Raw genomic sequence first — 13998 nt, forward strand, 5'->3', positions numbered from 1 at the left:
CGCGGATGGGATGAAGTCTGTGCACGCCGCTACACACAGCGGGTGCTGCAAGGATGTGGAGCGCAGTTCGCTGCGAAAGTGCAGCGGCCTGAGAGAGGGTGGCGGCTCCTGGCCGGTCAAATGAAGAATGAAATCGCAGACGCCGGGCGCCCTGGCCTCAAGTGCACGGGCACCGGGTCATTGTCGCCGCCCAAGCGACCACCGTCGTGACGACGCTATCTCCTGCTGTGAAGATCGCCGCCTCGCGGCGAAAAGCGATTCAACCAGCAAGATGTCGCCGCGCCAGAGAAACGTCGTCGAAGACCCCGGCGGGCAGCTCGACCTCCGGCAGCTCCATCTGACTCAGACGGGCAGAAAGCGCGGGAGCCACGCCGACTCCGCGCAGCGCCAGGAGAAGCACCTGCCGCAGATGATCACGGGGCGCCTCCCCGGAGTTCACTGTCTGGATGCCCTGGTTCAGGCTCGCGAAGACCAGATCGTGGGCCGCGCGCAACGTCGGATAATCGACTTCTCCTGCCTTGTGCGCCAGCTTCAGGTCTCGCGGCAAGTACATATTGACGAGCTTTCCGGTTGCCTTGCTTCGTGAGCCCACACGCATCAGGAAGTCGCCCCAGGTGGGCACGTCCACACCAAGATGCATGTAGAGCAAGCAGCCGAGCGCCATCCGTTTCAGCGGATCAGGCACCTGCGAAACCACGTTTTCGATACTACCGACAATCGCGTCACTCAACTCCACTGTGACGGCATCCAGCAACTCCTGGGTCGAATTGAAGTAGTTATAGAACGTGCCGCGTGCGACGCCAGCCGCGGCGATGAAATCATCAATAACGGGCGCGTCCACCCCTCGTTCGGCAAAAACGGCCATTGCCGCAGCAAGTAGCCTTCGGCGTGTGCGCTCACTGCGCGCTGCGCCGGTGCGCACACGGTGGTCCTCCGGCTCTGCCGCTCGCGTCTTGCGGGTTGGAGCGGTGCGCGAACGCTCTGAGGAGCCGTTATTTTTGGGCATTGGACTGCGCTTTTCCATCATGAATTAGACTGTCATGTTGACAAGGTACGTCACCAGATTAGTCAGTATAGTACAAGGCCGGTTTTGCATCCGGTTCGCCGGCAGCGGCTTACGGCCAGGATGCTCGCACAGCTTCGCGTATTGATTTCGACCGGGTGAACAGGGAGGTCGAGCGCGTGATCGTTGCCGCACATGATGGCGTCGGCCAGATCAAAGGCACAGCATCTGCAGATGTTTTGACCGAGGCACGACAAATCCGGCACTCATCTTATCATTCAGTAGAACGTAATGTTTCACGTCTTAAGCGTCATCCGTCGTAGTCACCGTAATCTACCTGGAGCGCATGATATGGCGAAGCGGATTGCTTATGTAACCGGCGGCATGGGCGGTATTGGAACGGCAATCTATCGTCTTCTGGCTCGCCAGCGACGAAGCAGGGTTCGCGACGGGAGCAGACTTCTCGCTAAACGGCGGCCTGTACATGAGCTAGCCATCATCGGCACCGGCAACGACGCCGGCCGGTACGCGGTCTCCTGCGCCCGCAGTACGGCGCGAGAGAGACCTGCGGGACCGGCGCAGAAAGGCTTTTCTGCGCCGGATTCGCGTCGGCGTCTGTCCTGGCCACCCATGGGCGCTTTGCGGCTATGCACATAGCATCGGCGCATTTATTTTTTTGTCTTTTTTGGCCGGCGAAGCTCCCGTTATCCCGTCACCTAGGGACAAAGGAGACAGAGGGTGAAGGCAATCCTTATCGACCCATATGCAGCAACGATCAAAAAGATCAGGTGCACCGGCGATTACCGGCAAATATCCAGGCTCATAGAATGCACGCTGTTTGATGCAGTGCTGCTACCCAACGGAGACGCGATCTACGTCGACAGCGAAAGGCTCCTCACGCCGATTGCGGAACGGCGTTTCTGGGCCATCCGGAATTTCTACCCGGGGGAGCGCTTCCCGGGTAAGGGTCTCCTGCTGGGCTCGGACAGTATTGGAAACTCCATCGCGCCGCAGATGTCGATCGAAAATCTCAAGGCGCTCGTTACGTTCCACCAGAAGGCGCCCATGCAGGAGGCGCCGCCTGACGTTGCGCTCGATACGCGCGCAATCGGCGTTGCGCGCATGCGGGCGAAACTTTGCAGATGAGTGAGGGCGGAGCGCCCCGAACTCCGCGAGCTGGCCAGGACGCTGCGGAAACGGCATGGCCGCGCCCAGCGCCTTTCGAACTTCGGCAGGCATCGCTCGCGGCGTCCGTCACGTCGATCGGCGCCGCAAGTGCGCGCTCGTCGCAGAGAGCCGCTACCTCGCGCGCCTTGCCGATGCCGAAGTCGGCGAACACCCGTTCGCGCCGCGTTCGAGCAAATGACGCCCCACCGCCGCGCAGAGCCCCGAACCGCCGCCGGTCAGGAAAAACGGCGGCGTCCGTGGGCCGACCCCTTGCGCGCCGGGCCGCCTCTTCTTCGTCATGCGGCGCGCGGCGATGCGACGGGCGGCGAGCCTTCGTGAAAGAGCTGACTGAGCTGCGCACGCAGCTCCGGCGAATCGCTGTGACGATGCACGCTCACCGCGTGCTGGACTGCGGCTTCCAGAAGCTCCGCGTCCGAATCCGCCGAAATGGCAACCGTGCAGTTCATCTCGCTCGGAAACTCCCTGCAGTCAATGTACTTTCTAGTCATGGCGAGACCTCTTGTGGGCGAATCGATACAATCTCAAACAGACGCACGCGCGAACCATACGGCATGCGTGAAAATTATAGAATCCATGCATGACGCTTGCTAAACTATTAAAGCCAATCGACGTACGTCAATAATCTGAATTAATGCGCGAGATTTTATTTATCAAGCTGCGTAATTTAGGTTAGCTAATGAATCAACGAGGCACGGCGGCGACTGCCCGGCCACAAGACCGGCGATGCCGCAAAGCGCTCGTTGCCCGGGCCCCTGTACGGCCCGGCCAGAGGCCGCACTCTGCCGCCCTTTTCGAAAGCCTTCCTTCCCGCTTTCCCGACCGAGCGCACACCGTCTTTTTGCGCATGCGAATCTGCATTGATTCGACAATTGGAGCGGTCGCTTGCAGTCCCCTTCAGTCCACGCAGTCCACGAAAGTGCACGCCGGGCCAGTTGCGCGTGTTGTTTCCGATCCCTTGAATGAGAGGTGTGCGATGTCCAGCCTGTCGAGCGACTCCATAGCAACACTGAAAGGCGCGCTGCGCGGCGATGCCCTGCAACCGGGCGACGCGGGCTACGACGAAGCGCGGCAAATCTGGAACGCGATGATCGAGCGCCGCCCGGCGCTGATCGTGCGCTGCCGGGGTTGCGCCGACGTGCGGCGCGCGGTGGCGTTCGCGAGCGAAACGGGCCTGCCGCTGGCCGTGCGCGGCGGCGGCCACAACATCGCGGGCAGCGCGCTGTGCGAAGGCGGCATCGTGATCGACCTGTCGCTCATGAAGTCGGTGCGAGTGGAGCCCGCCACGCGGCGCGCGTATGTCGAGCCGGGCGCGACGCTACGCGACTTCGATCATGAGGCGCAGGCTTTCGGCCTCGCCACGCCGTTGGGCATCAATTCGACGACCGGCGTGGCGGGTCTCACGCTGGGTGGTGGGTTCGGCTGGCTGAGCCGACGCTTCGGCATGTCGATCGACAATCTGGTCGCCGCCGACATCGTGACGGCCGACGGCGATCTGCTGCGCGCGAGCGCCGAGGAAAACGCCGACCTGTTCTGGGCGATCCGCGGCGGCGGCGGCAACTTCGGCGTGGTGACGATGTTCGAGTTCGCGCTGCACCCCGTTGGCCCCGAGGTCTACGGCGGGCTCGTGGTGCTGCCGCTCGACGCCGCGAAGGAAGCGTTGGTGCAATATCGCGAGGCGGCGAGCGCGATGCCCGAAGACTTGACCGTGTGGAGCGTGCTGCGCCTCGCGCCGCCACTGCCTTTCCTGCCGCCGGAAGTGCACGGCACGCCGGTCATCGCCTTCGCGATCTGCTATACCGGGCCGGTGGAAAACGGCCCACAGGCGGTGGAGCGCGTGCGGGCCTTCGGCAAGCCATGTGGCGAACATCTCGGGCCCATGCCGTACACGGCCTGGCAACAGGCGTTCGATCCGTTGCTCACACCGGGCGAGCGCAACTACTGGAAGTCGCACAACCTCGCCACATTGCCCGACGGCCTGCTCGACACGTTGACCGACGCCATCGCCAGCCTGCCCTCGCCCCAGTGCGAAATATTCTTCGGACAAATCGGCGGCGCGACTCAACGCGTCGCGCCTGACGCAATGGCCTATCCGAGCCGCGACGCCCTCTACGTCATGAACGTGCACGGCCGCTGGAGCGATGCCGCCGACGACGCCCGCTGCATCGCCTGGGCGCGCGGCTTCTTCGAGGCATCGGCGCCGTTTGCGCTCGGCAGCGTCTATGTGAACTTCCTCACGGACGATGAACGCGCACGCGTCGAGGCGGCCTATGGTCCGAACATGAGCCGTCTCGTGGCGATCAAGACACGTTACGACCCGCACAATCTTTTCCGTCACAACCAGAACATCCGGCCGGAAGCGTCAGGCTCAGGAAGCACACCAGGGAGCAATTGATCCGCGTTTCGATGTCATCGTAAGGGGAATCGTCATGTCGACCTATGTGGTGCTCGCGCAGTTCACCGACCAGGGTATCCGCACCGTGAAGAACAGTGCCAACCGGGCCGGTCAGGCAGCGGAAATGGCAAAAACTTTCGGCTGTGAAATGAAGCAGATTTACTGGACGCTCGGGGAATACGACATCGTCACCGTCATTGAAGCGCCCGACGAGCAAAGCTTCATGGCGTTCGGTCTCGCGCTGGGATCGCTCGGCAATATCCGTACGCAAACGCTGCGCGCATTGAGCAAGGACGAGTTCACGGCGGTGATCGGCAAGCTTCCTTGATTCGCTCGATCAAACGGGCAGAGGCGCGGGTAGCGGCGCGAGCAGCGGCGCGCGGGCCCGCGCCGCAATTGTTCATACGTATGCGGGGCGTGCGCAACGCATTCCCCCGCGAGATTGCCGGAGGCATTTCTCTGCCCGAAGTCGCCGGCGCGCGCAGCGACTTTCCGGTAACCGCCACTGTGCGAGCGAACTCTTTCTTTTTCGCAAACGTTTGCCGCCCGGGTATCAAGTCTGGCGGGCCACGGCCGAAAACCCGTACATCGCCACGAATTTTTGGAGACCCGGCCGTGACGCGCGTTGTGCTCTTACTTGCCGTAATGGTTATGACAGGTTGCGCGCAGCTGCAGCCGCCCACTACGGCGCAAACCGGCAAACCCGCGGTGTCGAACGCAATCATGAAATTCGACATTCCCGCCGATGCGCTCGGCGCGCGCGATGCGCAGCTCAGCGCCGTGCTCGCCAAGGCGGGCGCGCTCGCCGCCGCGCAGAAGCAACCCACCGTGATCCGCGTGACGGCGCTCGGCCAGGACCTTCCGTACATCAACCAGGCAATCTGGAAGGGTGTGCCGCAAAGGCAGGGGACGAGGCCCACGCTGGAAAACCTCACGGCTGGCGCGAACCAGGCGTACAGCGTCTCGATCGAGCCGTTGCATACGGGGAGCTGACCAATGCGCCAGATCGCTCTCGCCGCAGCCGTTCTTTTCCTGTGCAACGCCGCGTGGGCAGGCCAGCCCGCCGCCAGCGGGAACCCAACCGCAGGCCCAACCGTTAGCCCGACCGTGGTTGCCGCCGCGGCCGCGGCCGCGGACAAGGTCTATCCCCCGCTGCCCACGCTCGCCATGTTGCCGCCCGCGAGCGGCGACGACGACGAAGCGCCCGCGCCGCACAGCGCTTCTTCTCACAAGAAGAAAGCGCGCCAGCGCGACTGCCATTGCGCGATGCCCGCGCCGCGGCTCGTCGTTTCCGACACCTCGCGCGCCTATCTGAAGGACATCGAGCAGCGACTCGATTCCGCTCTCGCGCAGTAACGTTCCAACCCGGAGCCTCGACCGATGCAGCACAAGACCACCGCCCTCCGCCGGTTGCGATCGCGGGGCCGCCTCGCCCGGCTCATGCTCGCGGGCCTCGCGGCATTCGGCATTTCTGCGGCGCATGCCGCGCCGCCGGCCGACGAGTGCTTCGAAAAGGCCGGCGCCTACCAGGGCGTGAATCCGCTCGTGCTGCGCGCGGTCGCATGGCGGGAATCGAAAGGCGACGCGGCGGCCATCAATCACAACGCCAACGGCTCGATCGACGTAGGGCAGGCGCAGATCAACTCGATCCACTTTCCCGAACTCACGCGCGAGGGCATTCCGCACCGCGCGCTCACGGACCCTTGCGTGAATATCTTCGTGGCCGCGTGGCTGCTCAAGCAAAAGATGGTGCGATACGGCAACACGTGGCGCGCCATCGGCGCGTACCACTCGGAATCGCCGCACGAGCGCGACGCCTACGCGCGCAGCATCCAGGCGATTCTCGTGAGCTGGGGGCACCTGCAGCCGGGACGATGAGCGCGGCACGAGGCTTCATTCGTTGCTGGCTTCCCATCCCCTTTCGTATGCGCGGCCCAACCAGGTCCCGCGGTGTGTGACAGCCCCGCCGCTGACCGCGCCAGTCGAACCTCGCGGCCTTCCCTACGAGATCCTTTCGCATCACCGGACACCGGCGAATTCGCCGCCGGCTGACGCCGATCAAAGATACCTCTGAGAGCCTCAAGTTTCACCAAAGCCCGCCGATAAGCCGCCTGGACAAGGAAGCATCCGTATGGAGAGGATCATCGGCACGGCTGGTCGCGAGGTACGTTGGAGAATTCGCCCGCGCGGCTGGCGCCTGGGCGGCGGCCGGCACGCCGTCACGACCGCCGCGCCCTTCAGGCTGCCCGGCTGGGCAGCGGGGCTGGCATGGCTCGTCACGCTGGCAGCAGTCTCGGTGATCGCCTCGGTCAGGCTCGACCTCGTGGCGCAGTTCTGCCTGTCGTTCGCGGTGGTTGCCACGATGATCGCGCTGCGCCGCGTGCGCAGGTTTGAAGGCGTGCGCCTGTTCTTCCTCTTGTGCTCGGGCTTTCTCACGTTTCGCTACCTGTATTGGCGAACGACTTCGACGCTCGACTATTACGGTTTCTTCGACTTCATCTTCGCGTTGTTGCTGTATTTCGCGGAGATCTACGGGATCGTCGTGGCGTCGGTCGGCCTGTTCGTGAACAGCCGGCCCCTTCATCGCGCGGCGGCGCCGCTCGTGACCGACGCGGGGCCGGTGGCCAGCGTCGATGTGTTCATCCCGACCTACAACGAATCGCCCGATCTGCTGGAGGTTACGCTGCGAGCGGCGCTCGACATGCGCTATCCGCGCGGCCGGCTAAAAGTCTATCTGCTCGACGACGGGGGCACCCAGCAGAAGCTCGCACAGGCCGACGAAGCGAAGGCCGCCGAGGCACGCGAACGCGCACAGGCGCTGCGCGAGATGACGGCACGCCATGGCGCCATCTATTTGACGAGGGCGAAGAACGAACACGCGAAGGCGGGCAATATCAACGCCGCGCTGGCTCAAACGAGCGGCGACCTCATGGTGATCTTCGACGCTGACCATGTGCCGACCGCCGATTTCCTCGAGAAGACGGTCGGCTTCTTTCAGCGCGACGAGCGGGTGTGCCTCGTGCAGACGCCGCACTTCTTCATCAATCCCGATCCGCTCGAGAAGAACCTCGGCATGTTCGGCAAGATGCCGTCCGAAAGCGAGATGTTCTACTCGGTCATCCAGCCGGGGCTCGACTTCTGGAATGCGTCATTCTTTTGCGGGTCGGCTGCCGTGCTGCGGCGCCACTGCGTGATGGAGATCGGCGGCATCACGGGCCAATCCATCACGGAAGATGCGGAAACGGCGCTGACGCTGCACTCGCGCGGCTATCACAGCGTGTACCTGAACGAGCCGCTGATCTCCGGGTTGCAGCCCGAGACGTTCGCCAGCTTCGTCCTGCAGCGGGTGCGGTGGGCACAAGGGATGATCCAGCTGCTGCTCTTGAGCAACCCGTTGGGCATGAAGGGACTGACGGTGCCGCAGCGCCTCTGCTACTTCTCCAACGCGTTCTTCTGGTTCTTCTGCTACGCGCGCATCGTGTTCCTGTTTGCGCCGGGGATGTATCTCCTGTTCGGCCTGCAGTTCTACCACGCGACAATTCCTCAGTTTTTCGCTTACGGCCTGCCCCAGGTGGTGGGAGCGATTCTCACCACCGATTATCTGTTCGGACGGCACCGGTGGACGCTCATTTCAGAGGTCTATGAACTGCTGCTCTCGCTGTTCTCGCTGCGCGGCGTCGTCTCCGTCCTGAAGAATCCGCGTGCGCCGACCTTCAAGGTCACGCCCAAGGGCGAGCAAATGGACGAGGACGCCATCTCCGAGCTCTCGGGGCCGTTCTACGCCGTCTACCTTTACGTGCTGATCGCCGCGGTCGTCGGGATCTGGAAGCTGCTGCACGACGCGCCGCACGCGGACGTCATCATGGCATCGCTCGGCTGGAGCGTGTTGAATCTCGTACTGTTGAACGCCTGCGTCGGCGTGCTCTATGAACGCAAGCAGCGGCGGGCCACGCCGCGCATCCCGACCAACATCGAGGCAACGCTGCATCTCGACGACGCCGGGCCCGAAGGGGCGCCGGCGCGCGCGCTCGCATGCCGCATCGTCGACATGTCGGCCGGCGGCGCGAAGCTCGTGATTGCGCGTGGCGCGTACTCGGGCACCCTGCCCCAGTCACACGCGACGCTCGAAGTCTTCAACGCCGCGCTCAACCGCACGAGCCGTGTCGCCGTGGCGCTGCGCGCGTCGTTCAGCACGCCCGACGGGGATCTGGCGGTCGGCGCGCAATTCAGCGATCACAGTGTCGCGGGACGGTCGGAGCAAGTCGCGCTCGTGTTCGGCGATAGCGGACGCTGGCGCGTATTCCGCGAAAGCCGCAACCGACGCATCGGCATCCTGCGCAGCCTCGCCACGGTCATCAGCCTCGGCACCATCCACGCTTTACATCATTACCGCGTCTTTTTCGCCAGCATGGGCACCTATGCCGTCCGGCCGCTCCTCGCCCGCACGCGTACCCTGCGTTCCCTTCTCTCGTCGCGCCAATAACCCGATGAAATTTCCGCTTTACCCGCGCGTGATCGCGTATTCGTGTGTGCTCGCCGCGATCTGTGGCGCTTTAACCGGCCACGCGGCAGTTGCCGCGCAAGCGGCATCGCCGGCCTCCCCGGCATCGGTTCCGGTCGCGGCTGCCTCCGCGGCGGCGGCGCCCGTGTCGCTCGCCACGCTGGCAAACCTGTCGGGGCCGCTGCGACTGGCGGGCGAAGCGGCCTCGCGCGCGCTCTCGCTGCCCGTGTCGGCGAGCGAGACAGTGCGCTCGGCGACTCTGCATCTGGTCGCGACCAATTCGGTGTCCTTGCTGACTGCGCGATCGGCGCTCGCCGTGCGCGTGAACGACCGCACGATCGCGCAAATGCAGCTGTCGCCGCACCAGCCGGAACTCACGGCCGATATCCGCGTGCCGGTGGACTTGCTGCACCCGGGATACAACACATTGGCTTTCGCCGTTGCCGAGCACGCGACGGAAAACTGCGAGGATCCGAACGCGCCCGAACTCTGGACCGAGATCGACACGAACGCGTCGACGCTGCAGATGCAGACGGAACTCAAGCCGCTCACGCCGACATTGGCGGATCTCGACGACCTGATCGACCCCAAGCAGGCGCTCCCGCGCTCGATCGCCATCGTCCCGGCAACTCATGCACGCAACGATCTTCAGCTCGGCAGCGGCGCACTGCTCGCCGAGGGCGTGGCGCTGCGCCTGCGCTATCTGGCGCCGGACCTGCGCGTGCAGGACGCGCGCCCCGGCGCGGGCGGCGGCGCGGTCGCCGGCCTCGCGCTGGCGCCGCTGTCCGGTTCCGACGTGTTGCTGTTCGGCACGCGCGACGCGCTGCGCCCCTATCTGGACCCTCGCATCGCGTCGCACATCGACGGCGCGTTTCTCGGCATCTACCCCAAGCCCGACGACCCGCGCCGATTCGTGCTCGTCGTGAGCGGCCGGGACGACGCCCAGGTGGCGCTCGCGGCGCGCGCGTTCGCCCACCGCGAACTGCCGCTGCCCAAGCGCAATGAGATGGCGGTCGGCGCGCTCAACGAAGCGACGCTCGCCCGCTATGCGGCAAAGCACGTGCTATCGGGGACCGGCGCCCACGCGTTCAAGGACCTCGGCTTCACCACGCGAACGCTGGGCCCCGCCGACCACGCCGACCTCGACCTGATGCTGCCCGCGGACATCTACGCGCCCGAAGACGCCGAGGTGATCCTCGACCTGAACTTCACCGAAGGCGCGAGGATGCGCCAGGATTCGGTGCTGAACGTCTACCTGAATAACCGCTTCGAGCAGGTCATCGCACTCGATCAGCAACAGGGAGCGGTGCTGCGGCACTATCGCGTCGCCATTCCGCTGCGCAGCTTCCAGCCGGGACCGAACGTGCTGTCGCTGCGGCCTGTCCTCGTGCCGCTCGTTTCCGACCATTGCGCGCTGCGCGAGCTGCGCAACCTCCTGATCACGGTGTTCGACGACTCTTCGCTCAGGCTGCCGCCCGCCTCGCACTTCACGACGCTGCCCGATCTCAAGCGCTTTGCGCAAAGCGAGTTTCCTTACACCGTGCATCCGGATGGGGCGGACCTGGCGCTGCGGGTCGCGGCGCGCGACAACGATACGTTGAGGGCCGCCTGGTCCCTGATGGCGAAGATCGCCCAAAAGCAGGAATGGCCGCTCACGTCCGCCCAGGTCACAGCGGGCAGCGTGGCGCCCGGAAGGCACACCCTGCTCGTCGGCGCGGTCGGCGCGCTGTCGCAGGCCGACTGGGAAGGGGCGCCCTGGCAGCCGGGCCGGATCGAGACCATCGCGTATGACCCGGCCGTGGATTCGCCGGGCAGCGAGCCTCGGCACGAAGGGCTGTTGCAGTCGCTGCGCGCTCGCTTCGGCGACGCGGGACAGCCGGCGGCAACCTCGTCGGAGTCGATGCTGAGCGCCGACACCGCGTTGTCGCGCCAGTTGCTGGTCATGCAATTTCGCGGCGATGCGCGCAAGACGGTCACGCTGCTGACCGCCGCGAACGCCGCCGAACTCGCCGAGGGGGTAAGTCGGCTCGTCGAGCCGAACTATTGGGAGAACCTTGCCGGCGACGTGGCCCTGATGAATTTCGACAGCCCCGGCCTCTGGGCGGCACGAAGCGGTGCGAGCTATGCCTACGGCGAGTTGAGCGCCTACGATCGTCTGGGCTTCGAGCTGTCCAACCATCCGTGGCTCGGCTATGCGGGGTTGGCCGGCCTGCTCGCGTTACTGGCCGCGCTCACGGTTGTCTTGCTCCGCCGTTACCACCGGAAGCACCATGCCGCCTCGAAGGACTAAGTCGCGGATGGGTCCGGGGGGAGGCAGGCGGTGGTGCGCGGTGTGGCTTTGCGGGGCGCTCTCCGGTTTCGCGCACGCGGCGCAGGACAACGTGCTCGACGTCGAGCAGACCGGGACGCAAGGGGTGGCCACGCATTGGGGCACGTCCCCGGATGCACGGCGATCGGCGCAGCCGCGGGTGACGAACGCGCAATCACGCGCGGGCGACGCTCGCGTCGAGCAGGCCGAGCAACAGGGGCTGATCGCGCCGGTGGTGCCGCCGGATCTTGCGCTGCCCGCGCGCAACGCGAAGGCGGCCGTGTACGTGCCCAGCGCGCCGGATGAGCGGCCGTTGTGGAACTTGCTGAAGGCGAACGAGCTGACGGCCTACGATGCGCAGGTGGCCCGGCTGACCCGGGAATATCCGTCCTGGACGCCTGCGCAGGCGCTCGCCCACGAACGCGAGCGCAGACAGCGCGAGGAGGCGTTCAAGGTGGCGCTCGGGGGCGGCCCTCAGGCGTTGCACGCCCTGCTGTCGCGCGCCCCGGAGGAATTTGGATGTGACCACATCGAGCACGTCTGGCAGGCCGCCGACGCCTTTTCGCAAGCCGGGGACGCGGACGCGGTCTTCGCGCTGTACCGGGCGGTCGTTCCGACGTGCGCCCCGGCCGCCAACCGCATGGCGACGCTTTACCGCGCCGTGCATCAGCTGAGCGAGGCGCAGGTCGACGCGCTGATCGATGCCGAGGCGAATGAGGGCCATCGTTCGCCAGAGGAAAACATCGCATTCGAGCGGCTGCGCTACGAGCGGGCAGTGAGCGCGCTGGCGGCGTTGCCGCCCGGCGATCCCGCTGCGGCAGCGCAGTTGGCCGTGCTTGCGCCAGCCATTCGCGCGAGGCGCGATGGCGAGGCCGCGACGCTGGCGGGCTGGATCGCATTCGCCCATCAGGATCTCGATGCCGCCGCGGACTGGTTCGACACGGCACTATCGATTACGCCGCAAGCCGCTGACGCGAGCATCGGACTGGCACAGGTGCGCGTCTCCCAGCGCGATTGGGATGCGGCGGACGCCCTGCTCATGCAGCGCGCGGTCGCGAAGGACGCTCGCGCGCGCAATCTGCGCGGGCAGATCGCGCTGGCACGCGCCGACGACGCTTATCGCGCGCATCGCTACGCGCAGAGCCTGCTTCAACTGGACGAGGCAGAGGCGCTCGGCATGCCCCAGGCACAAACCGCTGCGCTGCGCGGCTGGAACCTGTATGCGCTCAAGAAGTATGCGCAAGCCGAGCAGGTCTTTCGTGAACGCTACGAGGCGAGCCATGATGAGGACAGCGCGGAGGGGCTCGCGCTGACGCGCTGGGCCGCGGGCCGGCACGTAGCGAACGCCAGGCCGGACGCCGGTCCGCTCGGTGCTTATGAACACGCACTCGAGGCACAGCGTCTTTACTACGAGAAGTCCTTCGTCGCCGCACACGCCAGGCTGCATGAGGCCCTGGCCGATTCGACCGAGCCGGCACGCATTCTGCGATACGTGCCTGCCGATCTCACCGGTGTGAATTCGGCATCCGTCGCTGCGGGCGTGGACGCCTCCGACCAGGCGGGCACGGCCGGCCAAAGCAAGCTCAGCGTCGTCGCGCCCGCCGTACGAGGGGAATGGTTCGATGGCACGCGAGCGTACAACTTGCGGTATCGGCAACTGTTCCTGGATGCGAGACACGGGCAGCTGAACGGCGTGGGGATGGTGGGGGGCCATGCAACCGCAGAAGAATTCCAGGCGATGGTGTCGGACACCGCACGTTTGAACGGCGCACGAACCATCGATTGGCGCTTGTCGATGGGGGCGGTGCAAGGTGGCGTCGCCGGATTCTCGGCGAACGGGCAGGCGAGCGTCGGGCAGCAGGCACATTGGGGTGGATGGACGGTGTACGCGGGGTATGCGCCGGTACGAGATTCGTTGCTGTCCTGGCGCGGCATGGAGGTCGCGGGCGCCAGGTGGGGAGCGGTCAACCGCGCGGCGAGCGGCGGCCGGGTGCGCTGGCAGGTAGCGCCTCGCTGGAGCATGAGTGCCGCAACCGAAGCACAGTGGCTGACAGGCATGCACGTGGCGGACAACGCAGGCGTTTCGACCGACCTGTCGGCGAGCTATGACCTGAAGCTGCGCGGCTTCGACTATTTCAGTGTCGGTCCGGCATTGCACTATCTCGCGTATCGCCGCAATGAAAACTTCTACTCCCCGGGACAAGGCGGCTATTACAGCCCGCAATCGTCGGAGAGCGCGGGACTCGCGCTCCAGCTGCTGTCCGCCGAAGGGCAGTCCTGGCAATGGCAGGGCAATCTGGAGACGGGGTGGAACTACGCTCGTCAGGATAGCGAAGCATGCTCCGCGAGCTGCATCGGCAGCCACGACCGCGGCCCTTACGTGCACGGGCAAGCGTCGGCTGTCATGAAGCTGGCGCCCCATTGGCAGATGGGGGGCCTCGTCGACGTCAACGTGACGCCGGGGCGCGACAGGCAGGTGGCAGCGCTCGCGTTCGTCCGCTATTTCATCGAGCCGCGCGCGGCCGTGTTCAGCCGGGATCTGCCGCGCAATGCGCGCGATGCCTACCTGCAACTCGACGACGACCATCACTAGATGATCGAGCCAA

At 65.4% G+C, this 13998-nt stretch carries 12 protein-coding genes and 2 pseudogenes; 12 read left to right on the forward strand and 2 right to left on the reverse strand.

Annotation, left to right across the window (positions count from 1 at the left end; translation table 11 throughout):
* Positions 1–259: 259 nt before the first annotated feature.
* Entirely contained in the window at positions 260–1027 is a 768-nt protein-coding gene (locus BMI01S_RS24015) for a TetR/AcrR family transcriptional regulator (RefSeq protein WP_081716143.1), read from the reverse strand.
* Between the two features lie 327 nt (positions 1028–1354).
* On the opposite strand from BMI01S_RS24015, the pseudogene BMI01S_RS44060 reads away from it, so the two are divergent.
* The 4 genes and pseudogenes from BMI01S_RS44060 to BMI01S_RS41010 all read left to right on the forward strand — a co-directional run.
* Positions 1355–1429 (forward strand): annotated as a pseudogene (locus BMI01S_RS44060) (beta-ketoacyl-ACP reductase); the annotation flags it as partial.
* Positions 1410–1496 (forward strand): annotated as a pseudogene (locus BMI01S_RS41005) (beta-ketoacyl-ACP reductase); the annotation flags it as partial. The pseudogenes BMI01S_RS44060 and BMI01S_RS41005, both read left to right, overlap by 20 nt.
* A gap of 245 nt (positions 1497–1741) precedes the next feature.
* A complete protein-coding gene (locus tag BMI01S_RS24020; RefSeq protein WP_028213662.1) occupies positions 1742–2149 on the forward strand; it encodes a hypothetical protein in 408 nt (135 codons plus the stop codon).
* Between the two features lie 55 nt (positions 2150–2204).
* The gene (locus tag BMI01S_RS41010) at positions 2205–2369 is read left to right on the forward strand and encodes a hypothetical protein (protein WP_154671560.1); all 165 of its coding nucleotides are present in this window, start codon (positions 2205–2207) and stop codon (positions 2367–2369) included.
* 97 nt (positions 2370–2466) lie between these two features.
* On the opposite strand, the gene BMI01S_RS24025 is transcribed toward BMI01S_RS41010, so the two are convergent.
* On the reverse strand, positions 2467–2679 hold the full coding sequence (locus BMI01S_RS24025) for a DUF1059 domain-containing protein (RefSeq protein WP_028213661.1): 213 nt from the start codon (positions 2677–2679) through the stop codon (positions 2467–2469).
* 485 nt (positions 2680–3164) lie between these two features.
* Between BMI01S_RS24025 and BMI01S_RS24030 the strand changes: the two genes are divergently transcribed.
* The 8 genes from BMI01S_RS24030 to BMI01S_RS24065 all read left to right on the forward strand — a co-directional run bounded on the left by BMI01S_RS24030 (position 3165) and on the right by BMI01S_RS24065 (position 13985).
* Positions 3165–4583, forward strand: a complete 1419-nt coding sequence (locus BMI01S_RS24030; RefSeq protein WP_028233161.1) for an FAD-binding oxidoreductase — start codon at positions 3165–3167, stop codon at positions 4581–4583.
* A gap of 34 nt (positions 4584–4617) precedes the next feature.
* Entirely contained in the window at positions 4618–4911 is a 294-nt protein-coding gene (locus BMI01S_RS24035; protein ID WP_028213659.1) for a GYD domain-containing protein, read from the forward strand.
* 317 nt (positions 4912–5228) lie between these two features.
* Positions 5229–5576, forward strand: a complete 348-nt coding sequence (locus tag BMI01S_RS24040; protein ID WP_174480135.1) for a hypothetical protein — start codon at positions 5229–5231, stop codon at positions 5574–5576.
* Positions 5577–5579: 3 nt separating this feature from the next.
* On the forward strand, positions 5580–5939 hold the full coding sequence (locus tag BMI01S_RS24045; protein ID WP_028233160.1) for a hypothetical protein: 360 nt from the start codon (positions 5580–5582) through the stop codon (positions 5937–5939).
* A gap of 24 nt (positions 5940–5963) precedes the next feature.
* Positions 5964–6461 carry a lytic transglycosylase domain-containing protein gene (locus BMI01S_RS24050; RefSeq protein ID WP_036047466.1) on the forward strand — a complete coding sequence of 166 codons (498 nt, stop codon included), beginning with the start codon at positions 5964–5966 and terminating at the stop codon, positions 6459–6461.
* 253 nt (positions 6462–6714) lie between these two features.
* Entirely contained in the window at positions 6715–9066 is a 2352-nt protein-coding gene (gene bcsA / locus BMI01S_RS24055) for a UDP-forming cellulose synthase catalytic subunit (RefSeq protein ID WP_081723679.1), read from the forward strand.
* A gap of 4 nt (positions 9067–9070) precedes the next feature.
* Complete coding sequence (locus BMI01S_RS24060) at positions 9071–11374, forward strand: cellulose biosynthesis cyclic di-GMP-binding regulatory protein BcsB (protein WP_028233157.1); 2304 nt, start codon at positions 9071–9073, stop codon at positions 11372–11374.
* 7 nt (positions 11375–11381) lie between these two features.
* Positions 11382–13985 (forward strand): cellulose synthase subunit BcsC-related outer membrane protein, encoded by a 2604-nt coding sequence (locus BMI01S_RS24065; RefSeq protein ID WP_244145344.1) that lies wholly within the window; start codon positions 11382–11384, stop codon positions 13983–13985.
* Positions 13986–13998 lie beyond the last annotated feature (13 nt).

This window comes from Paraburkholderia mimosarum LMG 23256 = NBRC 106338 (assembly GCF_000739815.1).
GTDB lineage: Bacteria > Pseudomonadota > Gammaproteobacteria > Burkholderiales > Burkholderiaceae > Paraburkholderia > Paraburkholderia mimosarum.

Coding starts and splice junctions, on each gene's coding strand:
- BMI01S_RS24015 (WP_081716143.1), bottom strand. CDS start 1,027: ATGATGGAAAAGCGCAGTCCAATGCCCAAAAATAACGGCTCCTCAGAG.
- BMI01S_RS41010 (WP_154671560.1), top strand. CDS start 2,205: ATGGCCGCGCCCAGCGCCTTTCGAACTTCGGCAGGCATCGCTCGCGGC.
- BMI01S_RS24025 (WP_028213661.1), bottom strand. CDS start 2,679: ATGACTAGAAAGTACATTGACTGCAGGGAGTTTCCGAGCGAGATGAAC.
- BMI01S_RS24030 (WP_028233161.1), top strand. CDS start 3,165: ATGTCCAGCCTGTCGAGCGACTCCATAGCAACACTGAAAGGCGCGCTG.
- BMI01S_RS24035 (WP_028213659.1), top strand. CDS start 4,618: ATGTCGACCTATGTGGTGCTCGCGCAGTTCACCGACCAGGGTATCCGC.
- BMI01S_RS24040 (WP_174480135.1), top strand. CDS start 5,229: ATGGTTATGACAGGTTGCGCGCAGCTGCAGCCGCCCACTACGGCGCAA.
- BMI01S_RS24045 (WP_028233160.1), top strand. CDS start 5,580: ATGCGCCAGATCGCTCTCGCCGCAGCCGTTCTTTTCCTGTGCAACGCC.
- BMI01S_RS24050 (WP_036047466.1), top strand. CDS start 5,964: ATGCAGCACAAGACCACCGCCCTCCGCCGGTTGCGATCGCGGGGCCGC.
- bcsA (WP_081723679.1), top strand. CDS start 6,715: ATGGAGAGGATCATCGGCACGGCTGGTCGCGAGGTACGTTGGAGAATT.
- BMI01S_RS24060 (WP_028233157.1), top strand. CDS start 9,071: ATGAAATTTCCGCTTTACCCGCGCGTGATCGCGTATTCGTGTGTGCTC.
- BMI01S_RS24065 (WP_244145344.1), top strand. CDS start 11,382: ATGGGTCCGGGGGGAGGCAGGCGGTGGTGCGCGGTGTGGCTTTGCGGG.